The following is a 26,861-nucleotide window of genomic DNA, read 5'->3' as shown; positions in this document are numbered from 1 at the left end:
TTAGCCTGGAGTCCAGTACATGCATCCGCGCATTCTTGAGGTCACCGAACGGCTGATCGCCCGTAGCCGTCCTACCCGCGAGCGCTACCTTCAGTTGATTCGCGGGGCGGCCAGCGACGGCCCGATGCGCGCCAAGCTGCAATGCGCCAACTTCGCCCATGGCGTGGCCGGCTGCGGCAGCGACGACAAGCACAGCCTGCGCATGATGAACGCGGCCAACGTCGCCATCGTCTCGGCCTACAACGACATGCTCTCGGCGCACCAGCCCTACGAGCACTTCCCCCAGCAGATCAAGCAGGCGCTGCGCGAAATCGGCTCGGTGGGCCAGTTTGCCGGCGGGGTGCCGGCCATGTGCGACGGCGTCACCCAGGGTGAACCGGGCATGGAGCTGGGCATCGCCAGCCGTGAAGTGATCGCCATGTCTACCGCGATTGCGCTGTCGCACAACATGTTCGACGCGGCGCTGCTGCTGGGTATCTGCGACAAGATCGTGCCGGGCCTGTTGATGGGGGCGCTGCGCTTTGGCCATCTGCCCCAGCTGTTCGTGCCGGGCGGGCCGATGCCCTCGGGTATCTCCAACAAGGAAAAGGCCGACGTGCGCCAGCGCTACGCCGAGGGCAAGGCCAGTCGCGAAGAGCTGCTGGAGTCGGAAATGAAGTCCTACCACAGCCCCGGCACCTGCACCTTCTACGGCACGGCCAATACCAACCAGTTGCTGATGGAAGTGATGGGCCTGCACCTGCCCGGTGCCTCGTTCGTCAACCCGTACACGCCGCTGCGCGATGCGCTCACCGTCGAGGCCGCGCAGCAGGTCACGCGCCTGACCAGGGCCAGTGGCAACTTCATGCCGCTGGGCGAGATCGTCGACGAGAAGTCGCTGGTCAACTCCATCGTCGCGCTGCACGCCACCGGCGGCTCCACCAACCATACTCTGCACATGCCGGCGATTGCCCAGGCGGCCGGCATCCAGCTGACCTGGCAGGACATGGCCGACCTGTCCGAGGTGGTGCCAACGCTGTCGCACGTGTACCCCAACGGCAAGGCCGACATCAACCACTTCCAGGCGGCGGGCGGCATGGCCTTCCTGATCCGCGAGCTGCTCGATGCCGGGTTGCTGCACGAGGACGTGAACACCGTGGCCGGCCCCGGCCTGCGCCGTTATACCCAGGAGCCGTTCCTGGACAACGGCAGGCTGGTGTGGCGCGAAGGCCCCGAGGCCAGCCTTGACGAAAGCATCCTGCGTCCGGTGGCCAACCCGTTCTCCGCCGAGGGCGGCCTGCGGGTGATGCAAGGCAACCTTGGCCGTGGGGTGATGAAGGTGTCTGCGGTGGCGGCCGAGCACCAGGTGGTCGAAGCCCCGGCGCGGGTGTTCCACGATCAGCAGGAACTTGCCGATGCGTTCAAGGCCGGCGAGCTGGAGCGCGATTTCGTCGCCGTGGTGCGCTTCCAGGGCCCGCGCTGCAACGGCATGCCCGAACTGCACAAGATGACCCCGTTCCTGGGTGTGCTGCAGGACCGCGGCTTCAAGGTCGCGTTGGTGACCGACGGGCGCATGTCGGGGGCTTCGGGCAAGATTCCGGCGGCCATTCATGTGTGCCCGGAAGCGTTCGATGGCGGCCCGCTGGCGCGGGTGCGCGATGGCGACATCGTGCGCGTGGACGGCGTGGCCGGCACCTTGCAGGTGCGCGTCGAGCCGGCCGAACTGGCCGCTCGCGAGCTGCCGGCAGCGCCGCTGGGCAATGACCTGGGCTGCGGGCGCGAGCTGTTCGGCTTCCTGCGCGTGGCGCTGAGCTCGGCCGAGCAGGGCGCCAGCGCCTTCACCTCGGCCCTGGAGAACTTCAAATGAAGGTCGCACTGGTCGGTGACATAGGCGGCACCAATGCCCGCTTCGCGTTGTGGCGCGACAACGCGCTGCACGCGGTGCAGGTGTTCCCCACGGCTGACTACACCAGCCCCGAGCAGGCCATCGGCGTGTACCTGGCCGCGCAGGGCCTGGCCAAGGGCGAGGTGGCGGCGGTGTGCCTGGCGGTGGCCGGGCCGGTCAGCGGCGATGAATTTCGTTTCACCAACAGCCATTGGCGCCTGAGCCGCAAGGCATTTTGCGCCAACCTGCAGGTCGAGCACCTGCTGCTGATCAACGACTTCACCGCCATGGCGCTGGGCATGACCCGCCTGCAGCCGGATGAAGTGCGCAATGTGTGCGCCGGCACCCCGGACACCACCCGTCCGGCGGTGGTGATCGGGCCGGGTACCGGCCTGGGTGTCGGGACCTTGCTTGGCCTGGGCGAGCAGCGCTGGCTGGCGCTGCCGGGTGAGGGCGGGCATGTCGACCTGCCGGTGGGCAGTGCGCGCGAGGCGGCGATTCGCCAGGCGATCGCGCTGGACACCGGCCACGTCAGCGCCGAAACCGTGCTCAGTGGCGGCGGGCTGCTGCGCCTGTACCACGCCATCTGTGCACTGGACGGGCATGCCCCCACGCTGGGCACGCCGGCCCAGATCACCGACGCGGCGTTGCACGACGACCCGGTGGCGCTGGAGGTGATCGAGCAGTTCTGCCGTTTTCTGGGGCGGGTGGCCGGCAACAATGTGCTGACCCTGGGCGGGCGTGGCGGGGTGTTCATCGTGGGCGGGGTGATTCCGCGCTTTGCCGAGTTGTTCCTGCGCAGCGGCTTTGCCGCGAGTTTTGCCGACAAGGGCTGCATGAGCGCCTACCTTGAAGGGGTGCCGGTGTGGCTGGTGACGGCGGAGTATTCCGGGTTGGAAGGGGCGGGAGTGGCGTTGCAGCAGGCACTGGCCCAGCACGCCTGAGTTGGAGTGACTGGCCGGGCCCTGTCGCGGGTCAAGCCCGCTCCCACCAGGTTCGATGCCGTACCTGTGGGAGCGGGCTTGACCCGCGATGGGGCCGCCAAGGAATGCACTGACAAGGACAACAACCGTGACCAAGTCGATTCTGCTGGTCGATGACGACCAGGACATCCGTGAACTGCTGCAGGCCTACCTGAGCAAATGCGGCTTCCAGGTGCAGGCCCAGGCCGATGGCCAGGGTTTTCGCCAGGCCCTGGACACACACGGCGCCGACCTGGTGATCCTCGATGTGATGCTGCCCGACGAAGACGGTTTCAGCCTGTGCCGCTGGGTGCGACAGCATCCGCGTCAGGCGCGGGTGCCGATCATCATGCTCACCGCCAGTTCCGACGAAACCGATCGCGTCATCGGCCTGGAACTGGGCGCCGACGATTACCTGGGCAAACCCTTCAGCCCCCGCGAGCTGCAAGCCCGCATCAAGGCCCTGCTGCGCCGCGCCGGCTTCATGCATGAACGCCCCGGCGGTGACGTGCTGACCTTCGACGAGTGGCGCCTAGATACGGTCAGCCACCGCCTGTTCCACCGCGACGGCGAAGAGGTGATCCTGTCTGGCGCCGATTTCGCCCTGCTCAAGCTGTTCCTCGACCACCCGCAACAGATCCTCGACCGCGACACCATCGGCAATGCCACCCGTGGTCGCGAGCCGATGCCCCTGGACCGTATCGTCGACATGGCGGTCAGCCGCCTGCGCCAGCGTCTGCGCGATACCGAAAAACCTCCGCGACTGATCCGCACCGTACGCGGCAGCGGCTACCTGCTGGCGGCCAGTGTTGCGCCCGCGCACTGAGCGGCGCTGGCGCCTGCCGCTGCCACGCTCACTGCTGGGGCGCATGCTGCTGCTGACCCTGCTGGTGGTGACGGCGGCCCAGGGGTTGTCCAGCGTGATCTGGGTGTCGCAGTTGCGCGCCAGCCAGCTCGAAGGGCTGCTGGCCAGCGCGCGCAGCCTGGCGCATTCGATGACCGCCAGCGTCAGTTACTTTCGTTCGCTGCCGCTGGCCTACCGGCCGCTGGTGCTGGACCAGCTGCGCAGCATGGGGGGCACGCGCTTCGTGGTGTCGCTCAACGACCGGCCGCTGGACATGCAGGTGCTGCCGGTGACCCCGCGCAAGCAGGCGGTGATCGAGGCGTTCGAGCAGGTACTGCACGAGCGCCTGGGCGAGCAGATGGAAATCTCGGTGGAGTTCGTCGGCCCCGAGCAACTGCGTCTGTTCAACAGCGGGCTCAAGCTCGATGAACTGCCGCGCTCCTGGGCGCACTACTCGCTGACCCTGGAGCCGGTCAACCCGCTGGTGCTGGTGACCCAGATTCGCCTGGGCGAGGGCGAATGGCTGTACATCGCCTCGCTGCTGCCCGAGCCCTACACCAGCCTCGAGGCCGAGGGCCTGCCGCGCCAGCAGGTGGGGTTCATCGCACTGACCAGTTTCTTTCTGCTGCTGTTCATCGGCCTGCTGGTGCATTGGCAGACCCGTCCGCTCAAGCGCCTGGCACGCGCGGCGAGGGAGCTGTCGCTGGGCGCCGACGCGCCGCCGGAGGTGGAGGGCGGCGGCAGCGAAGTGGTGGAGGTGGGGCGCGCCTTCAATGCCATGCGCGAACGCATCAGCCGCTACCTGACCGAGCGCAGCCAACTGTTCAGCGCGATCTCCCACGACCTGCGCACGCCGATCACGCGCCTGCGCCTGCGCGTCGAGCTGCTGGAGGATGAACAGCTGCAACACAAGTTCGGCCGTGACCTGGACGAGCTGGAGCTGCTGGTCAAGGGCGCCCTGCAGTGCGTGAAGGACACCGACATCCACGAGAACATCGAACCCATCGACCTCAACCAGGTGCTCGACTGCCTGGTGGAACCCTACCTGGCCAGTGCGCGCGTCACCGTGCAGGGCAGGGCGCTGGCGGCGTATCCGGGCAAGCCGCTGGCGCTCAAGCGCTGCATCGGCAACCTGATCGACAACGCGCTCAAGTACGGCGAGCGTGCGCACCTGCGCATCATCGACAGTGCTACCGGCTTCGTGCTGCAGGTGGACGACGAGGGCCCCGGCGTGCCGGAGCAGCGCCAGGAACAGGTGTTCGAGCCACATGTGCGCCTGGCCGGCCAGCAGCAGGGCTACGGGCTGGGGCTGGGCATTGCGCGCAACATCGCCCACAGCCACGGCGGCGAGGTGAGCCTGCGCAACCTGCGCGAAGGCGGCCTGCGGGTCACCCTTAGCCTGCCGCGCAGTGCGGGCCAGCGGGTGAATGTCACAGGTCGGTGACATTCGCGCATCCCTTCGTTACTTCTGCCGCCCCACGGGGTGGCTAGACTTCGATTCACGCGCAAGCAGCATGACTTGCACCGGCATAACAACAAGAAAGGTTTCCCTTGATGAATGCGATCAATCGCCTCGCCGCCGTTGTTTCCCTTGCTTCCCTGTTGCCATTGAGCGCCCTGGCTGCCGAACCCGGCACGGTCGAGGTGACCCACTGGTGGACGTCCGGTGGCGAGAAGGCGGCCGTGGACACGCTGCGCAAGCAGATCGAACAGGACGGCTTTGTGTGGAAGGACAACGCCGTGGCCGGGGGCGGCGGCGCGGCCGCCATGACCGTGCTCAAGAGCCGCGCGGTGGCCGGCAACCCGCCAGCCGCTGCCCAGGTCAAGGGCCCGGACATCCAGGACTGGGGCGCGCTGGGCCTGCTGACCAACCTGGACGATGTGGCCAAGGCCAACGACTGGGACGCGCTGCTGCCCAGAAAGGTTGCCGACATCATGAAGTACGACGGTCATTACGTGGCCGTGCCGGTGAACATCCATCGGGTCAACTGGCTGTGGATCAACCCGCAGGTGTTCGCCAAGGCCGGGGCCAAGGTGCCGACCACCCTGGACGAACTGTTCGCCGCCGCCGACAAGCTCAAGGCTGCCGGCTTCGTGCCCCTGGCCCACGGCGGCCAGCCGTGGCAGGACAGTACCGTGTTCGAGGACGTGGTGCTGAGCATTCTCGGGCCCAAGGGCTACCACGCCGCCTTTGTCGAACTGGATGAAAAGACCCTGACCGGTGCGCAGATGATCAAGGCGTTCAGCACCTTGCAGCGCCTGGGCACCTACATGGACCCCAACCGTGCCGGGCGTGACTGGAACGTTGCGGCCGCCGAGGTCATCAACGGCAAGGCCGGCATGCAGATCATGGGCGACTGGGCCAAGAGCGAATGGACCGCTGCGGGCAAGATCGCCGGCAAGGACTACGAGTGCGTGGCGTTCCCCGGTACCCAGGGCAGCTTCGCCTACAACATCGACTCGCTGGTGATGTTCAGGCTCAAGGACGAGAACGACATCAAGGCCCAGAACGACCTGGCCAAGGTGGCGCTGGAGCCGGCGTTCCAGACCGTGTTCAACCAGAACAAGGGGTCGCTGCCGGTACGCCAGGACATGGACATGGGCCCGTTCGATGCCTGCACGCAAAAGTCCGCCGCGGACTTCAAGGCGGCCGAGCAGGGCGATGGCCTGCAACCGAGCATGGCGCACAACATGGCCACCAGCCTGGCGGTGCAGGGCGCCATCTTCGATGTGGTGACCAACTTCCTCAACGACCCGAAGGCCGACCCGGCCAAGGCGGTCAAGCAGCTGGATTCGGCGATCAAGTCGGCTAAATGATCCGCTGAATCTTTCGGGCCTCATCGCGGGTCAAGCCCGCTCCCACAGGTACTGCGATGACTTTGTGGGAGCGGGCTTGACCCGCGATGCGGCGCAACGCGCCGCCTTTCCAACCGAGAACCTTCCGATGAGCACTATCGCCGTCCTCAACAAGGCCTCACCCCTCGATGCATTGCAACGCTGGCTGCCCCGACTGGTACTGGCGCCGAGCATGCTGATCGTGCTGGTGGGCTTCTACGGCTATATCCTGTGGACCTTCGTCCTGTCGTTCACCAATTCAAGCTTCATGCCCAGCTACAAGTGGGTGGGCCTGGCCCAGTACGCCCGCCTGATGGACAACGACCGCTGGTGGGTCGCCAGCAAGAACCTGCTGCTGTTCGGCGGCATGTTCATCGGCATCAGCCTGGTGGTCGGCGTGCTGCTGGCGGTGCTGCTCGACCAGCGTATCCGCCGCGAAGGCTTTATCCGCACCGTCTACCTGTACCCCATGGCGCTGTCGATGATCGTCACCGGCACCGCCTGGAAATGGCTGCTCAACCCCGGCCTTGGCCTGGACAAGATGCTGCGCGACTGGGGCTGGGAAGGCTTTCGCCTGGACTGGCTGGTCGACCCCGATCGCGTGGTGTACTGCCTGGTGATTGCTGCCGTGTGGCAGGCCTCGGGGTTCGTCATGGCGCTGTTTCTGGCCGGGCTGCGCGGGGTCGACCCGTCGATCATCCGCGCCGCCCAGGTCGATGGCGCGAGCCTGCCGACCATCTACCTGCGCATCGTGCTGCCCAGCCTGCGCCCGGTGTTCTTCAGTGCATTGATGATCCTGGCGCACATCGCGATCAAGAGCTTCGACCTGGTGGCGGCAATGACCGCCGGTGGCCCGGGCTACGCTTCGGACCTGCCGGCGATGTTCATGTATTCGTTCACCTTCAGCCGCGGCCAGATGGGCATGGGCTCGGCCAGCGCGATCCTGATGCTGGGGGCGATCCTGGCGATCCTGGTGCCGTACCTGTACTCGGAACTCAGGAGCAAGCGCCATGAGTAGTTCACTCGCTGCTCGTCGACCGAGCCTGAGCCGCCTGGCGGTCTACGCCACCCTGATCGCGGCCTGCCTGGTGTACCTGGTGCCGCTGATCGTGATGCTGCTGACCAGCTTCAAGAGCCCCGACGACATCCGCACCGGCAACCTGCTGAGCTGGCCCGAGGTGATCACCGGCATCGGCTGGGTCAAGGCCTGGGACGCGGTGGGCGGGTATTTCTGGAACTCGGTGAAGATCACCGTGCCGGCGGTGCTGATCTCCACCCTGGTGGGGGCGCTCAACGGCTACGTGCTGTCGATGTGGCGCTTCCGTGGCTCTCAGCTGTTCTTCGGGCTGCTGCTGTTCGGCTGCTTCCTGCCGTTCCAGACGGTGCTGCTGCCGGCCTCGTTCACCCTCGGCAAGCTGGGCCTGGCCAGTACCACCACCGGCCTGGTGCTGGTGCACATCGTGTACGGCCTGGCCTTCACCACGCTGTTTTTCCGCAACTACTACACCAGCGTGCCCCAGGCCCTGGTGCAGGCGGCGCGGCTGGATGGCGCGGGGTTCTTCACCATCTTCGGGCGCATCCTGCTGCCCATGTCGATCCCGATCATCATGGTGTGCCTGATCTGGCAGTTCACCCAGATCTGGAACGACTTTCTGTTCGGCGTGGTGTTCGCCAGTGGCGACGCGCAACCGATCACCGTGGCCCTCAACAACCTGGTCAACACCAGCACCGGGGCCAAGGAATACAACGTCGACATGGCGGCGGCGATGATCGCCGGGTTACCGACCCTGTTGGTCTATGTGCTGGCTGGCAAGTATTTCCTGCGTGGGCTCACCGCCGGCGCGGTCAAGGGGTAGAACATGGCAACGCTTGAATTGCGCAACGTCAACAAGACCTACGGCAGCGGCCTGCCGGACACGCTGAAGAACATCGAACTGAAGATCGGCTCGGGCGAGTTCCTGATCCTGGTGGGCCCCTCGGGCTGCGGCAAATCCACCCTCATGAACTGCATCGCGGGGCTGGAGCAGATCAGCGGCGGGGCGATTCTGGTGGACGACGCCGACATCAGTGGCATGAGCCCCAAGGATCGCGACATCGCCATGGTGTTCCAGTCGTATGCGCTGTACCCGACCATGAACGTGCGCGACAACATCGCCTTCGGCCTGAAGATTCGCAAGATGACCCCGGCGGCCATCGACGAGGAGGTGGCGCGGGTGGCCAAGCTACTGCAGATCGAGCACCTGCTGGGGCGCAAGCCCGGCCAGCTGTCCGGTGGGCAGCAGCAGCGCGTGGCCATGGGCCGGGCGCTGGCACGCCGGCCCAGGATCTACCTGTTCGACGAACCGCTGTCCAACCTCGACGCCAAGCTGCGGGTGGAGATGCGCACCGAGATCAAGCTGATGCACCAGCGCCTGAAGACCACCACGGTGTACGTGACCCACGACCAGATCGAGGCCATGACCCTGGGCGACAAGGTGGCGGTGATGAAGGATGGGCTGATCCAGCAGTTCGGCACCCCGCAGCAGATCTACAACGACCCGGCCAACCTGTTCGTGGCGAGTTTCATCGGCTCGCCGCCGATGAACTTCATACCCTTGCGCCTGCAACGCCAGGAGGGTCGCCTGCTGGCCCTGCTCGACAGCGGCCAGGGGCGCTGCGAACTGCCGCTGGGCACCGGCGAGGCGGGGCTGGAGGCGCGCGAGGTGATCCTGGGCATTCGCCCGGAGCAGATCAGCCTGGCGGGGGTCGAAGGCAATGGCCTGCCGAGCATTCGCGCCCAGGTGCAGGTCACCGAGCCGACCGGGCCGGACACCCTGGTGTTCGTGACCCTCAACCAGACCAAGGTGTGCTGCCGACTGGCACCGGAGTTCGCGCCGCAGGTCGGCGAAAGCCTGAGCTTGCAGTTCGATCCTGCGCGGGTGCTGCTGTTCGATGCAGAAACGGGCGAACGGCTGGGGCGCGGGCGTGCACCGCTCGATACGGTCGGCACCGACAACATTGCCCAATTCAGGGGCCGCTGAATTCGTTGTAAAGCATGGACACCATCGAAAACAATAAGACGAGGACACAGGGGATGGATCATTTCAAACGTGTTTTGCCGCGGGGCTGCATGACCCTGCTGGCGGCCTTCGGGGTCAGTTGCGGGGCGCACGCTGCCGGCGCCTTCGACCCGGAGTCGAAGTGGATGAGTGGCGACTGGGGCGGCACACGCACCGAGTTGCTGGACAAGGGCTACGATTTTTCGCTGGATTACGTGGGCGAGGTTGCCGGCAACCTGAAGGGTGGCTACAACAACGACAAGACGGCGCGCTACAGCGACCAGTTCGCCCTGGGCGTGAAGATGGACCTGGAGAAGATCCTGGGTTGGCACGACGCCGAGTTCAAGCTGGCGATCACCGAGCGCAGCGGGCGCAACCTGTCCAACGACCGCATCAGCGACCCTCGGGCCGGGCAGTTCAGCTCGGTGCAGGAGGTGTGGGGCCGCGGGCAGACCTGGCGCCTGACCCAGATGTGGGTCAAGCAGACCTACTTCGACGGCAAGCTCGACCTCAAGGCGGGGCGCTTCGGCCCGGGCGAGGAGTTCAACAGCTTCCCCTGCGATTTCCAGAACCTGGCCTTCTGCGGCTCGCAGGTGGGCAACTGGGTGGGCAGCATCTGGTACAACTGGCCGGTCAGCCAGTGGGCGTTGCGCGCCAAGTACAACCTCACGCCGGAGTTCTTCGCCCAGGTCGGGGTGTTCGAACAGAACCCTTCGAACCTTGAGACGGGCAATGGCTTCAAGCTCAGCGGCAGCGGCACCAAGGGCATGATCCTGCCGGTGGAGCTGGTGTGGGCCCCCAGGGTCAACGGCCTGCCCGGCGAGTACCGCCTGGGTTACTACTACAGCACTGCCAAGGCCGATGACATCTACGAGGACGTCAATGGCCAACCTCAGGGCCTGACTGGCGCAGACCCCAAGTCGCATTCGAGCAAGCATGGCTGGTGGGTGGTGGCGCAGCAGCAGGTTACTGCGCACAACGGCGATGCCAATCGCGGCCTGAGCCTGTTCGCCAACTTTACCGTGCACGACAAGGCCACCAACGTGGTCGACAACTACCAGCAGGTGGGCATGGTGTACAAGGGCGCCTTCGATTCGCGGCCCAAGGACGACATCGGCTTCGGCGTGGCGCGCATTCATGTCAACGATGACGTGAAGAAGCGTGCGCAGCAGCTCAATGGGGTCAGCGGTATCGATGACTACAACGACATGGGCTTCGTGCCGATCCAGCGCACCGAGTACAACGCCGAGCTGTACTACGGCGTGCACGTGACCAACTGGCTGACCGTGCGCCCCAACCTTCAGTACATCCGTCACCCGGGCGGGGTGAGCGAGGTGGACAACGCGGTCGTCGCCGGGCTGAAGATTCAGTCGTCGTTCTGAGGGGATATGTTGTAAATTTACGCCAATTCGGCGTTTCGCCGGCAAGGTCGACTGCTGTAGCAGCCGGCGTTGCCGGCGAACAGGCCCCCCTAACAACAAGAGTCCCGAAACATGTCCGAGCACCCGCTTCAACGCTTCTTCACCTCGCAGCGGCCGCGACCGACCTTCGAGTGGGAGCGTTACCAGCAGCGCGACGTGCTGATCATCGATCACCCCCAGTGCCAGGCGGTGTTCAGTCGCCAGGGCGCGCAACTGCTGCACTTCCAGCCCCGTGGCGAACGCCCGTGGCTGTGGTGCGCGGCGCAGTGGCCGCAGGTCGGCGCCATTCGTGGCGGTGTGCCGGTGTGTTGGCCCTGGTACGGCCGTCACCCCAGTGAAGACATGTGGCCGGCCCACGGCTGGGCGCGCCTGCTCGACTGGAAACTGATCGACAGCAGCGAAAGCGACGAGGGTGTGACCCTCACGTGGCGCCTGCAACTGTGCGACTGGCAGGTCGACCTGGTGGCCAACCTGGGCCAGCGCATGCAGTTGCAACTGAGCACCGAGCACCAGGACAGCCTGCCGTGCCAGTTGAGTCATGCTCTGCTGGCCTACTGGCGTATTAGTGACGTTTCCGAGATAGCGCTATCTGGGCTCGAGAATGCGAGGGGGTACGATCATCTGAGGCGTCAGGCATGCCAGCAGAAGGGCGCCTTGAAAGTGCAGGGCGGCTGTCAGCGGGTGTTCCAGAATGCTGCGACCCTGCAGGTCAACGACCCGGCCTGGCAGCGTCAGCTGTGCATCGATACCGGCGACAGCGACGACACCGTGGTGTGGCATCCGGGCAGCCGGCCGCTGATGGGCGTGAGCGGCAGCGAGACCCAGGGCTTCATCTGCGTCGAGGCCGCCAGTGGCAGCAGCGACAGCCTCAGCCTGGCGCCGGGGGAGCGGGCGCACCTGCAGTTGCAGGCGCATTCGCTCAATTGAGTTCGTCGTCGATCGGGTAGCGGCTGGCGTTGAGGCTTTCCTTGATCTTGCGCAGGTGCGGCTGGAAGTCCACGCCACGGCGCAGGGTCATGCCGGTGGCCAGCACGTCGAGCACGGTCAGCTGGATGATGCGCGAGGTCATCGGCATGTAGATGTCGGTGTCTTCGGGCAGCGGGATGTTCAGGCTCAGGCTGCTGGCCTTGGCCAGTGGCGAGTCGGCAGCGGTGAGGCCGAGCACCGAGGCGCCGTTTTCCCGCGCCAGGCGCGCCACTTCGACCAGTTCGCGGGTGCGCCCGGTGTAGGAGATGATCACGAACAGCTCGCCGGTATGGGCCACCGAGGCCAGCATGCGCTGCATCAGCACGTCGGCATGCGCCGACACGGCGAGGTTGAAGCGGAAGAACTTGTGCTGTGCGTCCAGTGCCACCGGGGCCGAGGCGCCCAGGCCGAAGAAGTGGATCTGGCGCGCCTGGATCAGCATGTCGACGGCGCGGCTGACCAGTTGCGGGTCGAGCTGCTGGCAGGCACTGTCGAGCGAGGCGATGGCGCTGCCGAAGATCTTCTGGGTATAGGATGCAGGGTCGTCGTCGGCTTCTACCGCACGGCTGACATAGGCGGCGCCGCTGGCCAGGCTCTGCGCCAGTTGCAGCTTGAGCTCGGGGTAGCCGCTGACGCCGAACGAACGGCAGAAGCGGTTGACGGTGGGTTCGCTGACCTTGGCTGCCTGGGCCAGAGCCGCGATGCTGAAGCGCGTGGCTTGCTGCGGGTTGGCCAGGATGACTTCGGCGACTTTGCGCTCAGCCTTGTTCAGCTCGTCGAGGCGGCCCTGGATCTGCTCCAGGAGGTTTCGCACGCGGTCCATGGGGGTATGTCCTTGGGTCGGGGAGGCCGCCGGCTGCCACGGGCAGACGGCTTTTTACGCGGTGGCCTATCGTACTGATGGCACGGTTGGCGCACCACTTGATTCTGTATACACGGCAATATGTTGTTAGTTTTACTACATTAGTCCTTGAAAACTGCGATTGAAACCGGTATTTCTACGTCAACTTGATAAAAGAACCAACATCATGGCTTCGATCACCGTTGAACCCTGCACCTTTGCCCTGTTCGGCGCCCTGGGCGACCTGGCGTTGCGCAAGCTGTTCCCGGCGCTTTACCAGCTCGATCGCGCGGGCCTGCTGAATGAGCAGACCCGCGTGCTGGCACTGGCCCGCGAAGCCGGCAGCCCGCAGGAGCACCTGGCGACGATCGAGGCGCACCTGCACAAGCACGTGGGCAGCGATATCGAGGCCCTGGCCCTGCAGCGCTTCATGGCGCGCCTGAGCTACCTGCATGTGGATTTTCTTCAGGCTCAGGACTACCCGGCGCTGCTCGAACAGGTACAACCCGACGCGCCCCTGATCGCCTATTTCGCCACCGCCGCGGCGGTGTACGGCGGCATCTGCGAGAACCTCGACAAGGTCGGCCTGAGCGAGCGCACCCGCGTGGTGCTGGAGAAGCCCATCGGCCATGACCTGGAGTCGTCGCGCAGGGTCAATGACGCGGTGGCGCAGTACTTCCCCGAAAACCGCGTGTATCGTATCGACCATTACCTGGGCAAGGAGACGGTGCAGAACCTCATTGCCCTGCGCTTTGCCAACAGCCTGTTCGAAACCCAGTGGAACCAGAACTCCATCTCCCACGTGGAAATCACCGTGGCCGAGAAGGTCGGCATCGAGGGCCGCTGGGGCTACTTCGACAAGGCCGGGCAACTGCGCGACATGATCCAGAACCACCTGCTGCAGTTGCTGTGCCTGATCGCCATGGACCCGCCCAGCGACCTCTCGGCCGACAGCATTCGCGACGAGAAGGTCAAGGTGCTCAAGGCACTGGCACCGATCAGCGGCGAGGGCCTGAGCACCCAGGTGGTGCGTGGCCAGTACATAGCGGGCTACAGCGAGGGGCGGGCCGTGCCCGGCTACCTCGAGGAAGACAACTCCAATACCCAGAGCGACACCGAAACCTTCGTCGCGCTGCGGGCCGATATCCGCAACTGGCGCTGGGCCGGGGTGCCGTTCTACCTGCGCACCGGCAAGCGCATGCCGCAGAAACTGTCGCAGATCGTCATCCATTTCAAGGAGCCGCAGCACTACATCTTCGCGGCGGAACAACGTTTGCAGATCGGCAACAAGCTGATCATCCGCCTGCAGCCGGACGAAGGCATTTCGTTGCGGGTAATGACCAAGGAGCAGGGCCTGGACAAGGGCATGCAACTGCGCAGCGGCCCGTTGCAGCTGAATTTTTCCGATACCTGGCACAGCGCACGCATTCCGGATGCCTACGAGCGCCTGCTGCTGGAAGTGATGCGCGGCAACCAGAACCTGTTTGTACGCAAGGATGAAATCGAATATGCGTGGAAATGGTGCGACCAGTTGATCGCCGGCTGGAAACACGCCGGTGATGCGCCCAAGCCGTATGCGGCGGGCACCTGGGGGCCGATGAGCTCGATAGCACTGATTACCCGCGATGGGAGGGCATGGTATGGCGATATCTGAACTGCAACTGCCGGCGAGCGTGACGGCACATGAGTTTGCCGATGCGGCGCGCCTGGCCGAGGGCCTGGCTGTGGATGTGGCGCAGCGGTTGCGCACGGCGATGGACGAAAACGGCCAGGCCACCCTGGTGGTGTCGGGCGGGCGCAGCCCGGTGGCGTTCTTCCAGCGCCTGGCCAGGCAGCCGCTGGACTGGTCCAGGGTGGTGGTCAGCCTGGCGGACGAGCGCTGGGTACCGGTGGAACATGCCGACAGCAATGCCGGCCTGGTGGCGCAGCACCTGTTGCAGGGCGAGGCGGCCAAGGCGCGGTTCGTCGGCCTGTACCGTCCCGCCGCGAGCCTCGAAGCCGCTGCCGAGCAGGCGGACCAGGCGCTTGCCCAGCTGCCGCCGATCGATGTGCTGGTGCTGGGCATGGGCGATGACGGTCACACCGCCTCGCTGTTTCCGGGCAGCCCCAACCTGGCCGAGGGCCTGCAGGCCCAGAGCCAGCGCCGGGTACTGCCGATGCTGGCGCCGAGCGTGCCGCATCAGCGCCTGACCCTGACCCGGCGTGTGCTGGCCGGTGCAGGTGCGACACTGTTGTCGGTGCAAGGGCCGGGCAAACTCGCTACCCTGCGCGCCGCGCTGGGCGGTGACGACCCGGCGCAGATGCCGATTCGCGCCTTTCTTCAAGACCCCCTGGAAATCTACTGGTGCCCATGAACCAAGGACACGCCGTTATGACAACCCTTGAACCTTCACAGCCGGGCATTTCCATGGCCGACAAGATTGCCCTGATCGACCGCATCTGCGGCCAGGCGCGCATTCTGCCGGTGATCACCATCGCCCGCGAGCAGGACATCCTGCCGCTGGCCGATGCGCTGGCGGCCGGGGGGCTGAAGACGCTCGAGGTGACGCTGCGTTCCGAACACGGCCTGACCGCCATCCGCCTGCTGCGCGAACAGCGCCCGGAGCTGTGCGTCGGAGCCGGTACGGTGCTCGACCGCAGCATGCTGGCGGCGGTGGAACAGGCCGGTGCGCAGTTCGTGGTCACGCCGGGGTGCACCCAGGACATCCTGGAGGCGGGGGTCGAGAGCCCGTTGCCACTGTTGCCGGGCATCAGCAGCGCCTCGGAGATCATGATGGGCTACGCGCTGGGCTATCGGCGCTTCAAGCTGTTCCCGGCCGAGATCAGCGGCGGGGCGGCGGCGATCAAGGCATTCGGCGGGCCGTTCGGCGAGGTGCGTTTCTGCCCCACCGGCGGGGTCAACCCGGGCAACGTCAAGCAGTACATGGCCCTGGCCAATGTGATGTGCGTGGGCGGAACCTGGATGCTCGACAGCAGCTGGATCAAGAACGGCGAGTGGGCACGCGTGCAGGCGTGCAGTGCCCAGGCGCTGGCGTTGCTGGACTAGAGAATTCGTTGTGTGCTGTACGGCTTTGAGGTGCGCTTGGTCGGCGCACCTTTTTTTTTGCCGGCGCCATTGACCGGCAAGGCCGCTGCCCATCCAGGAAGCACGTCCCGCTGCCGAGCCTGTCGCGGCCTCCCTAGTATCGAAAACTCATGGGTTTTCTGCAGGGAGTGCATACCTTGGACGACGAAATCGAACACGCTACAAACCCGCGACTCAGCGGCTACGCGGTCAAGACCGGGTCCTATTCGCTCGAGCGCCACCTGATCGGCGGCAAGCGCCTGGCACCCGGCTGCTGGGTCAACGGCAAGACCGTCTACGGCGATATCCGCATTGGCTCCAGTGCCTGGGCCACCTACACCCGACCGGTGTTCGCCTACCTGTCAGCGGTGGATACCCTGCGGCTCAACGGCCTGAGCAACCAGCGCCATGCCATCACCTTTGCCCAGGGCCACAGCAAGCAGTTCATCCGTGAAGTGGACGCGCCCTATTCGGTGTCGTCGGCCATCGAGCGGGTCAATATCCTCTCCAGCCTGCACACCGGCTTTGTCGACGACATCGCCTGGGGGGCGCCGAACGACAACCGCCTGACGCTGCTGCTGCCCGGCAGCGGGGTGTTCGCCATCTACCAGATGAACCTGGTGTATGCCCATTGCGCGACCTCGGCAGGACAGCTGAGCAAGGCGTTTCGCACCAGCAAGACGCTGGCCACGCAGGGGCGTACCGACCTGTACTTCCTGTCGGCCATCAGCACGGCCGTGTATGTGGCGGTGGCCGATGCTGCGGCCACCCCTCCGATTGCCTGGGATGCCCTGCAGCGCAAGGTGCTGACCGAAGGTTACGAGGTTGAATGCAATGCCGGCGCCTGGTCGTTCGATTTTTCCGCAAGCCAGAAGATTCACTACAAGTACTGAGGGAACCGTCATGAGTGAAGACAACGTGTTTGGCGCCGACTCCCCCGCACAGCGCGGGAGCTACCACATCGACAAGTACCTCTTTGGCGGTGACAAGGTACGCCAGGCCTGCTGGATAAAGGATGCCACCGAGTTCGGCCAGATGTTCGACGGCAAGCGCTGGTGGGACATGTATTCGGTGCCGGTTGCCGCTTACGTGGAGCATGTCGGCACCGTCCAGGTACCGAGCAACGGCGAGGATGAACGCACCTTCGAGGTCACCCATGGCTTTACCCGAAGCTTCAGCCGTACCACCGAAGTGTCTGGTGGCGTGCAGCTGGAATTCAAGGGCGTGGGGGTGAGTTCAGAGGTCCGGGTATCGTTCCAGGCTGCGCAAAGCTGGAACGACTCCACCACCCAGAAGCACACCCGCAAGCTGGTCGGCCCCGGGGTGTTCTATGCCTATCAGGTGCACATCCTGTATGCGCACTGTGTGATGGGCGCGTCGGAGATCGATTACTACTTCGAGCACAACAAGGTGCTGCCGATTCTCGATGCCGACGCGCAGGTGATGCGCGAAGACCTGATCTACCTGTCGTCGGTTGCCACCGACACGCTGGTCACGGTGCTGGAGGAGGCCTCGGTGGACCCGCTCGGCTGGGACGAACTGCAGAAAAAGGTGTTGTTCGAGCACTACAGTTCCCGGAAAAACGCGGGCTGCTGGCGCTTCGATTTCAGCGTGAACGAGCGCTACCCGCGCGGGTGATGCGCCGCGCTGGCCTGCGTCGGCAGGCCAGCGGGCATGCCATCAGAAGCTGTCCGAGGTCCTGAAGCCGCCGCCCCCGCTGCTGTCGGAGCTGGAGAAGCCGCCACTGCTGCTGGAGCTGCTGCTCGAACTGCTGGAACTGGAGCTGCTCCAGCTCGACCCCGAGCTGCTACTGCTGTACGAGCTGCGCTCGACGGCGACGCGCGGCACCAGTTCGCGGTGTTCGCGGATGGTCCCGACCAGATAGCCCAGGGTGACATCGCGGGTCATGTAGTCCGACAGCAGACGTTCGATGCCCAGCGTTGCCTTGTACTGATAGCCGTCGTCACGGAAGAAGTCGGTGCGCAGCGCGCGCTCCAGCTCCTTGGCCCGGTCATAGGACTGCTGGGCCAGGCCATGGGTCTGGCGCGCCTCGGCCAGTGCCCGTTCCACGCCGTCGACCTGCGGGTACAGCCGCTGCAGCTGCAAGGCGATCTGGTCGTCTGCGGTATCGGGGGTCTTCTTCACCTGCTCGAGCAGTTGCTCGATGCTCTTGGCCTGCAACTGGTCGGTGAGCCACTGGCGGGCACGCAGGTAGTGCGGGTCCTGGTTGTGGGTGAATGCGGTCAGTTGCGCGTGAATGTCGTTGGCCTGCTGCTTGCTGGCCACGGTCTGCTTGTACAACGCCTTGTGCGCTTCGCGCAGCGGCTCCATGCCTGCCTGCTGCTGGGCGTCGGCCAGTTGCTGGCCGGTGCTTTGCTCCAGCGCGGCAATGTGCGCGTCGCGTTCGAGCTGCAGTGCCTCGTTGCGCTGCTGCATGTTGAGCAGGTTCAGCTCGTTGCTGCGGTTGCCGCTGTAGTCGACCTGCCTGGCCAGCCAGCCATCGAGCCAGCGGCTGATGCGGCCCAACCGATACTGTTCGGTACCGAAATCGCGATCACGCAGGAAGTGGTAGATCGGGTTGCGGCCGAACATCGGCAGCTTGTCGGCACACTCCTGGCGAATGTCGGCATACCCGGTGACGGTTTCGAGGTTGGCGGCGATGGCCTGTTCCAGCTGGTGCATCTGCGCCGTGTAGTTCGGGTCCTGGGCCAGTTGGTCGCGGGCCTGGCGGTCGAGGTCGTCGAGGCGCTCCTGTACCTGCGCGGTCGCCTCCAGCGACTGGGCGATCTGCTGCTCGACCTCCAGCAGTTGCTGGCGCAACTGCCCCTGGGCCAGCTGGCGTTCGTGCAGGGCCTGAACCACCTCGTCCTGCAGCGACGGGGCGTGCTCCAGCTGCAGGGTCGCGATGCTGCGCAGGCGGGTCAGGATGTCCTGTTCGAGCGCCATCTGGCGCTCGGTGGCACTGGCCAGTTGTTGTTCTGCGTCGCGCAGCACGTGCTCGAAACTGCGTGCATTGTCGGCGACGATACCGATGAGCTTGCTGGGTCTCATGTCATCACCAGTCCAGGATCATGTCGGGTTTGGCGACACGTTGGTTGAATTTCAGGCTCAGCATGTTGGCAGGCTTGCTGCCCATGGCGAGGTCGTCGATGTGGCCGTCGCTGAGTTTGTCTTCCTTGACCTTGAGGTACTCGGCCTGGCTGACCCGCACACCAAAGTAGGACGCCCAGCGCGATTCGCCGGTTTCCGAACTGGTGACCGGCACGCTGATCGGGTTGCCGGCGGCGTCCACGGCCTCGACCACCAGGTACCAGCTCTTGCCCTGCAGGGAGTCACCGCCCTGGTTGCACAGCGCCTGGTCATAGCAGCGCTCGACCCCCGACTTGACGCCGTAGCGGTCCACCACCCGCAGCTCCAGTGCCTGACGGGCGAACACCAGCAGGCTGTCAAGCGTCGACAGGTGGTCGCTGGCCTGACGTGCCTGCAGGGCGTCGATGGCCTTGTCGACCTGGGCGGCCTGGGCACGCACCACCCGCAGGTCGTTCGGCGGCAGGCGCAGGGCGGGCAACTGCTGCTCGATTTCGTCCAGGCGCCGGATCAGCGGCTGGACTTGCTGAATGCGATCGAGCTGGCTTTCGAGCTCACCGACTTCACGGTCGACCACCTCGATGCCCTGGGTGTCGGCGTTGCCGATGGCCTGGTCGGCCACCCGGGCCTGCTGCGCCATCACCCCGAAACGCTTGGCGCCTGCGGTGAACGCCGGGTTGTGCAGTACGGCCTGCAGGCGGCTGCGGGCATCGATAATGGCCTGGACGTCGTTCAGGCCCTTGTCGGCCTGCCTCAGTTGCGCGCGCGCCGACTGGGTGTTGCGTTCGTAGGTATCGAGGTCCTGCTGCACGCTGTCGCGGTTGTCGCTGTCGATCAGTTGCGGCCACGGTCGGTGCGTCAGCAGTGTCTGAACCTGCGTCAGCCGCTCGGCAAGCGGCCCCAGCATGCGCGTGGCCGCGGGCTCGGGCTGTTGCGCGACGGCTTGCTGCAGCGCATCGAGGCGCGACTGGTGCTGCGCAAGGTCGGCGCTCAGATCGCTGCTGCGATACTCGGCCGTACGGACGTTGTCCTGCACCTTGGAGGTCTTGGCGGTGTCGTTCACCACCCGGGTGCACTGTACGGCCAGCAGCGCGACGACGATCAGTTGCAGGATGCGCATGAGCTTCCTGCGGTTGAGCAGCAGGCGCGTGGTCAGGCGCTGCAGTGCAGTCTGTTCGGGCGCCTCGAAGGCCAGGCGCCGGGCGAAGAACGCCCGCACACCCTGTTCGATCAGCGCATCGTCATAGGCGATGCCCTGGGCCTGGTAGTAGGTGCGGATACGCTCGGCGACTTCAGCGCGGCGCTGCGGCAGGTTCAGGTGCTCCTGCACCTGCATCTGCTGATGGCGCAGCTGGTCGACCACCGCCATCGCGCCCAGCTGTTCGGACAGAGGAACATTGCTCATCAGGCGGCCTTGGTCAGCAGGGCGGCGAACTTGCGCTTGGCCTCTTCGACGGCTTCGGCGATATCCCGGGCGGCGTTGCTCGACTCTGCGCGGTAGGTGTCGGCCATCTGCTTCATGTCGGTCTGGAACGACAGCGTGGCGTCAGCCAGGGCGCGCACCGAGTCGACCTTGATGGTCGAGCCATAGCTGGCCTTGACCGCGGCTTCGAGCTGCTGGTTGCCGGTGCTGCCCAGCGACTCCAGGCCCTGGCTGATGCCGTCGGTGGTGGCATTGAGGGTGTGGGTGGCTTCGGCCAGGCCGCTGTTGGCGGTGAACGACACGGCAAGCCCGGTGAGCACCACTTCGTTGGTGGAAAAGAACGACACCATGCGCTGGTATTGACGCTCCTTGATCACGTGCACCTGATTGATGCGTGCAAAGACCATTTCGGCGGTGTTGTAGCCGACCTTCAGGTCATCGGCGATGTCCTTGATGATCTGGTAGCGCTTGTCTTCGTCCTGCAGGGCGCGCACGGCTTCATCGCGGCCCAGTTCCAGCGCGGCGCGTGCGGCGGGCTCGGCGCTTTCGGCGTCGGCGACCCGGGCGTTGGCCTCGTTCAGGGCCAGGGTGCGCTGCTGCAGGGCCTCGCCAGCGATGGCCAGCACCTGCTGGGCTTCCACCTCGGCGGCTTTCATGGCCATGCGAAAGTCCATGTACGACTCCAGGATCACGCTCTCGCGGGCGATCTGGTCGTTGGCCGACTTGCACACCTTCAGGTAGTTTTCGCGGATATCGGCAAAGCGGCTGGGGATGGAGCCGCGACGCACGTTCATCCAGGTCAGCTTGATCTTTTCCATCGCGTCCAGGCGCCCGTCATCCATCCAGCCGGCCATGGCGGCGGCGTCCTCGCGGATGGAGGTGAAGCTCTGCGTGATGTCCATGAAGCGCGTGGAGATGTCCATGCCTTCGATCTGCTCGCGCACCATGCTGTTGAAGCTGGTGGCCTGCTGCAGCACGGTGGCGATGGAGGTGACCTTGGTGGTGTCGTAGTGGGCCACGCGGTCCAGCAGTACCAGAACCGGGGCATCCTGAACGGGCTGGATGAAGTTGATGCCGATGGTGCGCAGGCTGGTGAGTGCCCGTTCCAGGTAGTGGCTCATTGAGTGTCCTTACAGGTGTGGCAAAAATAATGAGGCCGGCAGTATACCGAGCACGCCAGCGCCCCGCAGGCTTTCGCACAACCAAAAAAAATGCCCGCCTCCGTATCAGAGGCGGGCATTGCAAGCAGCAGCGGGTCAGTTGGCGTTTACGCCGCCTTAGCAGCCTGCTGGCTCAGCGAGCGGTTCAGTGCGCTGAACAGCGCCTTGAAGCTGGCGGTGGTGATGTTTTCATCGATACCCACACCGTGCACCGGACGACCGCCAGCCACGCGCAGTTCGATGTAGGCCGCCGCCTTGGCGTGGGTGCCGGCACCGATGGCGTGCTCGTTGTAGTCCATGATTTCCACGGCTACCGGCAGGCCGGCCACCAGGGCCTCGAGGGCGCCGTTGCCCTTGCCACGCCAGTGCAGGGTGGTTTCGCCTTCACCGGCCACTTCCACTTCCACGGCGCTGTGGCCGTTCTCTTCCTGCAGGCGATGGCTGACCAGCGCATACGGGGCGTTGGCTTGCAGGTACTCGCTCTGCAACAGCTTGTAGATCTGCTGGGCGGTCATTTCCAGGCCCAGGCGGTCGGTCTCGCCCTGTACCACCTGGCTGAACTCGATCTGCATGCGACGCGGCAGGCTGATGCCGTATTCCTGTTCGAGCAGGTAGGTGATGCCACCCTTGCCCGACTGGCTGTTGACGCGGATCACCGCCTCGTAGCTGCGGCCGATGTCGGCCGGGTCGATCGGCAGGTACGGTACTTCCCACAGGGTGTCTTCTTTCTGCTGGGTGAAGCCCTTGCGGATCGCATCCTGGTGCGAGCCGGAGAACGCGGTGTGCACCAGGTCGCCCACATACGGGTGACGCGGGTGCACCGGGATCTGGTTGCACTCTTCGACCACCTTGCGCACGCCGTCGATGTCGGAAAAGTCCAGCTCCGGGTCCACGCCCTGGGTGTAGAGGTTCAGGGCCAGGGTCACCAGGTCGACGTTGCCGGTACGCTCGCCGTTGCCGAACAGGCAGCCTTCGACACGGTCGGCGCCGGCCATCAGGCCCAGCTCGGTGGCAGCCACGCCGGTGCCACGGTCGTTGTGGGTGTGCAGGCTGATGATCACGCTGTCACGGCGCGACACGTTGCGCCCGAACCACTCGATCTGGTCGGCATAGATGTTCGGGGTGGAAACTTCCACGGTGGCTGGCAGGTTGAGGATCACCTTGTGTTCGGGGGTCGGGTTCCACACCTCGATCACCGCGTCGCAGACTTCCTTGGCGAACTCCAGTTCGGTAGCGCTGAAGGTCTCTGGCGAGTACTGGAACGTCCAGTGGGTTTCCGGCTGCTGGGCGGCGTACTTGACGAACAGCTTGGCCGCGTTCACCGCGATGTCCTTGACGCCCTGCTTGTCCTGGTTGAAGACAATGCGGCGGAATGCCGGGCAGGTGGCGTTGTACAGGTGCACGATGGCCTTCTTGGCCCCGCGCAGCGATTCGAAGGTACGTGCGATCAGGTCTTCACGGGCCTGGGTCAGCACCTGGATGGTGGTGTCGTCCGGGATGTGGCCGTCTTCGATCAGGGTGCGCACGAAGTCGAAGTCGGTTTGCGAGGCCGATGGGAAGGAGGCCTCGATTTCTTTCACGCCCACGCTGACCAGGGTCTTCCAGAAGCGCAGCTTCTTGACCGCATCCATCGGCTCGATCAGCGACTGGTTGCCGTCGCGAAGGTCCGAGCTGCACCAGATCGGCGCGGCCGTGATGGTCTTCGAGGGCCAGGTGCGGTCAGGCAGGTTTACCTGAGCGAAGGCACGGTATTTTTTCGAAGGGTCTTTGAGCATGGTCATGAAAGCAATCCTTATTGTGCGGCCTTGAAAGGGGCCCGCCGAACGTACAAGTGATGAATGGGCGAGGCGACGCGATTCAGCTTGGTAGTCGGGCACTGACCAGGCAAAGGCTGCGATGTTGGCGAAGCAGGATGAGGGTGTGCGTGGTTTTCATGGGTTCAACCCTAACCAGTGGGGTGAACGATGGCAAGCACTGCAAAAAAATTGAGAGGAATGCTTAAAAACTGAATATTGTCGTGATTTTATAGCGCAGACCAATCAAAAAGACCGCGCCAGTTGCGCGGTCTTTTTGATTGGCGCAAGACGCTGATCAGGGCTGGAAGGCCCCGATGAAGATCGCCGGATCGACCCGTGCGTCGTTCAGGCTGACGTTCCAGTGCATGTGCGGCCCGGTGGCGCGGCCGGTGGAGCCCACCCGTCCGACGATGGCGCCACGGCTCAGTTGCTGGCCGGGTTTCACGTCGATCTTCGACATATGGCAGAACATGCTGATGAAGCCCTGGCCGTGGTCGACGAACACGGTGTTGCCGTTGAAGAAGTAGTTGCCGATCAGGATCACCTTGCCGTTGGCCGGGGTCTTGATCGGGGTGCCGGCGGGCACGGCGAAGTCCAGGCCGGCATGCGGGTTGCGTTCCTCGCCGTTGAAGAAGCGGCGCACGCCGAACTTGCTCGACAGCGGGCCGTTGACCGGCTTGTCGAGGAGCAGGTTGCTCGGCAGGTTGGGGCTGAAGCTGCGGTAGGCCTTGATCTGCTCTGCCAGCTCGGCGTCGATGCGCTTGAGGTCGGCCGGGTTGGGGTTGACCTGGCGCTGGTTCTTCAGGGTGATGCGCTGCTCGGGGTACTTCTTGCTGGCGACCGTGAAGCTCAGGGTGCGCTCGCCCTGGGTCAGGCTGGCGGTGCCGGGCTTCTGGGTCAGCGGCAGGCCGACAATGGCCAGCCAGGTGTCCTGCTCGCGTACCACCAGCACCGGCTTGCCGTCGAAGCGTGCCTGAGGGGCCTGGGCGGCGGGGCCGAGGTCGACCACCGCGACGCCGCCGGGCACCGGCTTGTTCAACTGGCGGGTGATGTAGCTGGCCTGGGCGGTGCCGGCGAAGGCCAGGCAGAGGACGAGCAGCGGGGCAAACAGTCGGGGCATGAGTCAGTCCAGTAGAGAGAGCGTGACCGGGGTCAGGTGGTTGTCTTCGACCCGCACCTGCAGCTCGCCTTCGCCCAGGCGGGCGGTCAGGCGCTGGCCGTTGCGGGTCTGCGCGGCGCTGCGGATGGCCTGGCCGCGCTCGTCGAGCAGAATGCTGTAGCCACGGCTGAGGGTGGCCAGCGGGCTGACCACCTGCAGTGTCTGCACCTGCACCTGCAGGTGCTGGCGGCGGGTGGCGAGGGTCTGGCGCATGGCTCGCGGCAGGCGCTCGGCGAGGTTGTCCAGGCGTTGCTTGAGCAGCGCCAGGGCACGCCCGGGGTGCTGCGCGGCCAAGCGGGTATCCAGGCGTGCCAGGCGTTCGCGGCGCTGGTTCAGGCGCTGCTCGAAGGCGCGGCGCAGGCGCATGTCCAGGTCGTCGAGGCGCTGGGCCTGCTGGCGCAGGCGTTCGCCGGGGTGGCGCAGACGCCGCGCCAGGCTGTCCAGGCGCAGCCGGTCATGGGCCAGGCGGTTCTGGATGCGCAGCAGCAGGCGGCGTTGCAGGCTTTCCAGGCGTCGGCCCAGGTCGCTGCTGTCGGGGGCCAGCAGTTCGGCGGCGGCCGAAGGGGTGGGGGCGCGCACGTCGGCGACGAAGTCGCTGATCGACACGTCGGTTTCATGCCCCACGGCGCTGACCATGGGCGTGACGCAGGCGGCGATGGCACGGGCCACGGCTTCTTCGTTGAAGCACCAGAGGTCTTCCAGCGAGCCGCCGCCACGGGCCAGGATCAGCGCGTCGAAGCCTTGCGCATCGGCGCGTTGCAGGGCCCGCACGATCTGGTTGATGGCTTCGCGGCCCTGCACGGCGGTGGGTATCAGGGTCAGCTCCACCTGCGGGGCGCGGCGGCGGAACACGCTGATGATGTCGCGGATCACCGCGCCGGTGGGCGAGCTGACGATGCCGATACGCTGCGGGTGGGCAGGCAGGGCGCGCTTGCGTTCACTGCTGAACAGGCCCTCGTTGCCGAGCTTTTCCTTGAGCGCGTCGAAGGCCAGGCGCAGGGCGCCGTCACCGGCCGGTTCGACGGTGTCGAGGATCAGCTGATAGTCGCCGCGCCCCTCGAACAGCGAGACCTTGCCACGCACCTTGACCGCCAGGCCGTCGCGCAATGCCTGGCGCACGCGGGCGGCGTTGTTGCGAAACAGTGCACAGCGCACCTGGGCGCCGCTGTCCTTGAGGGTGAAGTAGACGTGGCCGGAGGCGGGCCGGGCGAGGTTGGAGATTTCGCCCTCGACCCAGATGTTGCTGAACACGTCCTCGAGCAGCACGCGGGCGCGGCCGTTGAGCTGGCTGACGGTAAGGACCTCGCGGTCCAGGCCGAGTCTTTCGAAAGGGTCTTTGATCATGCGGGGCATCATAAAGGGAATCGTGCGGTCTTTGCAGTCCCGGCAGGTGGCGGCGCTGCTTGCCGGCTCAGCCCTGCATGTGCTCCACAAACTGATGCACCAACGGCCCGGCATCGCGTCGATAGGCCAGCGCCACCGTACTCACGCACCCCGCGTCGGCCAGCGGCACGAAGCGCAGCGCCGCCGGCGCGATATCGCGCATGCACCGTGGCAGCAAGGCTACCCCGAACCCGGCCTGGATCAACTGCAACTGCGTGGTCTTGCGCGACACCACCCGCGCAGCCCGAGGGAAGAACCCTTCACGCATGCACAGCTCGGCCGACAGGTAGCTCAAGCCACCGCGCTGGCGGTGCGGGATGGAAATGAACGCCTCGTCGCGTAACTGCGCCAGGTACACGCTGGGCTCATCGGCCAGCGGGTGGTCTGCGGCCACCGCCAGCAGCAGCGGCTCGTCGAACAGCGGCTGCACGCACAGCCCTTCGTGCTGGCGCAGCACCGGCAGGCGCAGCAGGCCGAACTCCAGGCGACCTTCGGCCAGTTCCTCCAGTTGCGCCTCGGAAGACAGCTGCGCGATGTCCATCGACACGCCGGGGTTGTGCTGCAGGTAGCCCGTGAGCCGATCCAGCAACGCGCCGGTCAGCGGCACCGTGCTCGAATGGCTCAGGCGCAGGCTGCCGCGCAGGCCCTGACCGATTTCGGTGGCCAGGCGGCAGGCCTTCTCCAGCTCGCCCAGCAGGTTGCGGGCCCGCGGCAGAAACGCCAGGCCCGCTGCGGTCAGGCGCGGCTGGCGGGCGGTGCGTTCGAACAGCGGGGTGGCCAGCTGACTCTCCAGCTCCTTTATCTGCCGGCTCAGCGCCGACTGCGCGACGAACAGGCGCTCGGCGGCAGCACTGAAACTGCCGGACTCGGCAATCTCGACGAAGTAGCGTAATTGTCGGGTGGAGATCATGAGGGATGCCTTTTCGAGATGGCTGATGGCGCAATTGCATATTAGTCGGCATGGCTGGCCAATGGCTAAAGTTCGTCTGAACGCTGCCTCACTCACGACTCAGGCATA

The 26,861-nt window shown here is 65.4% G+C and carries 23 protein-coding genes; 15 read left to right on the top strand and 8 right to left on the bottom strand.

What is annotated here, in order from left to right:
* Nucleotides 1-19 precede the first annotated feature (19 nt).
* The 10 genes from edd (at nt 20) to NP552_RS06075 (ending at nt 11,891) form a co-directional block, all read left to right on the top strand.
* The gene (gene edd / locus NP552_RS06120) at nt 20-1,846 is read left to right on the top strand and encodes a phosphogluconate dehydratase (RefSeq protein ID WP_043860384.1); all 1,827 of its coding nucleotides are present in this window, start codon (nt 20-22) and stop codon (nt 1,844-1,846) included.
* Entirely contained in the window at nt 1,843-2,808 is a 966-nt protein-coding gene (locus NP552_RS06115; protein WP_088514582.1) for a glucokinase, read from the top strand. The genes edd and NP552_RS06115 overlap by 4 nt, the downstream gene beginning before the upstream one ends.
* An 88-nt stretch (nt 2,809-2,896) precedes the next feature.
* Nucleotides 2,897-3,652 (top strand): response regulator, encoded by a 756-nt coding sequence (locus NP552_RS06110; protein ID WP_054915080.1) that lies wholly within the window; start codon nt 2,897-2,899, stop codon nt 3,650-3,652.
* Between the two features lie 19 nt (nt 3,653-3,671).
* On the top strand, nt 3,672-5,114 hold the full coding sequence (locus tag NP552_RS06105; RefSeq protein ID WP_443201030.1) for an ATP-binding protein: 1,443 nt from the start codon (nt 3,672-3,674) through the stop codon (nt 5,112-5,114).
* A gap of 110 nt (nt 5,115-5,224) precedes the next feature.
* Nucleotides 5,225-6,487, top strand: coding sequence for an ABC transporter substrate-binding protein (locus tag NP552_RS06100; protein ID WP_043860388.1), 1,263 nt, complete (start codon nt 5,225-5,227; stop codon nt 6,485-6,487).
* A gap of 127 nt (nt 6,488-6,614) precedes the next feature.
* Nucleotides 6,615-7,523, top strand: coding sequence for a carbohydrate ABC transporter permease (locus NP552_RS06095; protein WP_043860389.1), 909 nt, complete (start codon nt 6,615-6,617; stop codon nt 7,521-7,523).
* Entirely contained in the window at nt 7,516-8,361 is an 846-nt protein-coding gene (locus NP552_RS06090; RefSeq protein WP_043860390.1) for a carbohydrate ABC transporter permease, read from the top strand. Before NP552_RS06095 ends, NP552_RS06090 begins: the two co-directional genes overlap by 8 nt.
* A 3-nt stretch (nt 8,362-8,364) precedes the next feature.
* A complete protein-coding gene (locus NP552_RS06085) occupies nt 8,365-9,525 on the top strand; it encodes an ABC transporter ATP-binding protein (RefSeq protein WP_210015350.1) in 1,161 nt (386 codons plus the stop codon).
* A gap of 89 nt (nt 9,526-9,614) precedes the next feature.
* A complete protein-coding gene (locus NP552_RS06080; RefSeq protein ID WP_370409066.1) occupies nt 9,615-10,925 on the top strand; it encodes a carbohydrate porin in 1,311 nt (436 codons plus the stop codon).
* A gap of 111 nt (nt 10,926-11,036) precedes the next feature.
* The gene (locus tag NP552_RS06075) at nt 11,037-11,891 is read left to right on the top strand and encodes a D-hexose-6-phosphate mutarotase (protein ID WP_043860393.1); all 855 of its coding nucleotides are present in this window, start codon (nt 11,037-11,039) and stop codon (nt 11,889-11,891) included.
* Here NP552_RS06075 and hexR read toward each other — a convergent pair.
* Nucleotides 11,884-12,744, bottom strand: coding sequence for a DNA-binding transcriptional regulator HexR (gene hexR, locus NP552_RS06070; protein ID WP_173925072.1), 861 nt, complete (start codon nt 12,742-12,744; stop codon nt 11,884-11,886). The genes NP552_RS06075 and hexR overlap by 8 nt on opposite strands.
* A 214-nt stretch (nt 12,745-12,958) precedes the next feature.
* Here hexR and zwf point away from each other — a divergent pair, with 214 nt between their 5' ends.
* The 5 genes from zwf (at nt 12,959) to NP552_RS06045 (ending at nt 17,473) form a co-directional block, all read left to right on the top strand.
* Nucleotides 12,959-14,425 (top strand): glucose-6-phosphate dehydrogenase, encoded by a 1,467-nt coding sequence (zwf, locus tag NP552_RS06065; protein ID WP_043860395.1) that lies wholly within the window; start codon nt 12,959-12,961, stop codon nt 14,423-14,425.
* A complete protein-coding gene (gene pgl / locus NP552_RS06060; protein WP_054915075.1) occupies nt 14,412-15,125 on the top strand; it encodes a 6-phosphogluconolactonase in 714 nt (237 codons plus the stop codon). The genes zwf and pgl overlap by 14 nt, the downstream gene beginning before the upstream one ends.
* A gap of 17 nt (nt 15,126-15,142) precedes the next feature.
* On the top strand, nt 15,143-15,817 hold the full coding sequence (locus NP552_RS06055) for a bifunctional 4-hydroxy-2-oxoglutarate aldolase/2-dehydro-3-deoxy-phosphogluconate aldolase (protein ID WP_043860397.1): 675 nt from the start codon (nt 15,143-15,145) through the stop codon (nt 15,815-15,817).
* A gap of 176 nt (nt 15,818-15,993) precedes the next feature.
* The gene (locus NP552_RS06050; RefSeq protein ID WP_157811420.1) at nt 15,994-16,728 is read left to right on the top strand and encodes a monalysin family beta-barrel pore-forming toxin; all 735 of its coding nucleotides are present in this window, start codon (nt 15,994-15,996) and stop codon (nt 16,726-16,728) included.
* A gap of 10 nt (nt 16,729-16,738) precedes the next feature.
* Nucleotides 16,739-17,473, top strand: coding sequence for a monalysin family beta-barrel pore-forming toxin (locus tag NP552_RS06045; protein ID WP_253086872.1), 735 nt, complete (start codon nt 16,739-16,741; stop codon nt 17,471-17,473).
* 42 nt (nt 17,474-17,515) lie between these two features.
* Here the strand turns inward: NP552_RS06045 and NP552_RS06040 are convergent, their stop codons facing one another.
* The 7 genes from NP552_RS06040 to NP552_RS06010 all read right to left on the bottom strand — a co-directional run bounded on the left by NP552_RS06040 (nt 17,516) and on the right by NP552_RS06010 (nt 26,753).
* Entirely contained in the window at nt 17,516-18,886 is a 1,371-nt protein-coding gene (locus NP552_RS06040) for a hypothetical protein (RefSeq protein ID WP_185061908.1), read from the bottom strand.
* A 4-nt stretch (nt 18,887-18,890) separates the two neighbouring features.
* Nucleotides 18,891-20,327, bottom strand: coding sequence for a DUF6384 family protein (locus tag NP552_RS06035; protein ID WP_274096552.1), 1,437 nt, complete (start codon nt 20,325-20,327; stop codon nt 18,891-18,893).
* Complete coding sequence (locus NP552_RS06030) at nt 20,327-21,466, bottom strand: hypothetical protein (protein WP_043860401.1); 1,140 nt, start codon at nt 21,464-21,466, stop codon at nt 20,327-20,329. Before NP552_RS06030 ends, NP552_RS06035 begins: the two co-directional genes overlap by 1 nt.
* Before the next feature lie 146 nt (nt 21,467-21,612).
* Complete coding sequence (gene leuA / locus NP552_RS06025) at nt 21,613-23,286, bottom strand: 2-isopropylmalate synthase (protein WP_043860402.1); 1,674 nt, start codon at nt 23,284-23,286, stop codon at nt 21,613-21,615.
* Nucleotides 23,287-23,596: 310 nt separating this feature from the next.
* On the bottom strand, nt 23,597-24,421 hold the full coding sequence (locus tag NP552_RS06020; RefSeq protein WP_229589556.1) for a M23 family metallopeptidase: 825 nt from the start codon (nt 24,419-24,421) through the stop codon (nt 23,597-23,599).
* 3 nt (nt 24,422-24,424) lie between these two features.
* The gene (xseA, locus tag NP552_RS06015) at nt 24,425-25,804 is read right to left on the bottom strand and encodes an exodeoxyribonuclease VII large subunit (RefSeq protein WP_274096551.1); all 1,380 of its coding nucleotides are present in this window, start codon (nt 25,802-25,804) and stop codon (nt 24,425-24,427) included.
* 67 nt (nt 25,805-25,871) lie between these two features.
* Nucleotides 25,872-26,753 carry a LysR family transcriptional regulator gene (locus NP552_RS06010; RefSeq protein ID WP_058541449.1) on the bottom strand — a complete coding sequence of 294 codons (882 nt, stop codon included), beginning with the start codon at nt 26,751-26,753 and terminating at the stop codon, nt 25,872-25,874.
* Between the last annotated feature and the right edge of the window lie 108 nt (nt 26,754-26,861).

It is taken from the genome of Pseudomonas sp. 8209, assembly GCF_028682105.1.
In the GTDB taxonomy this organism is placed as follows: domain Bacteria; phylum Pseudomonadota; class Gammaproteobacteria; order Pseudomonadales; family Pseudomonadaceae; genus Aquipseudomonas; species Aquipseudomonas palmensis.
This window is presented reverse-complemented; position numbering and strand designations above follow the sequence as displayed.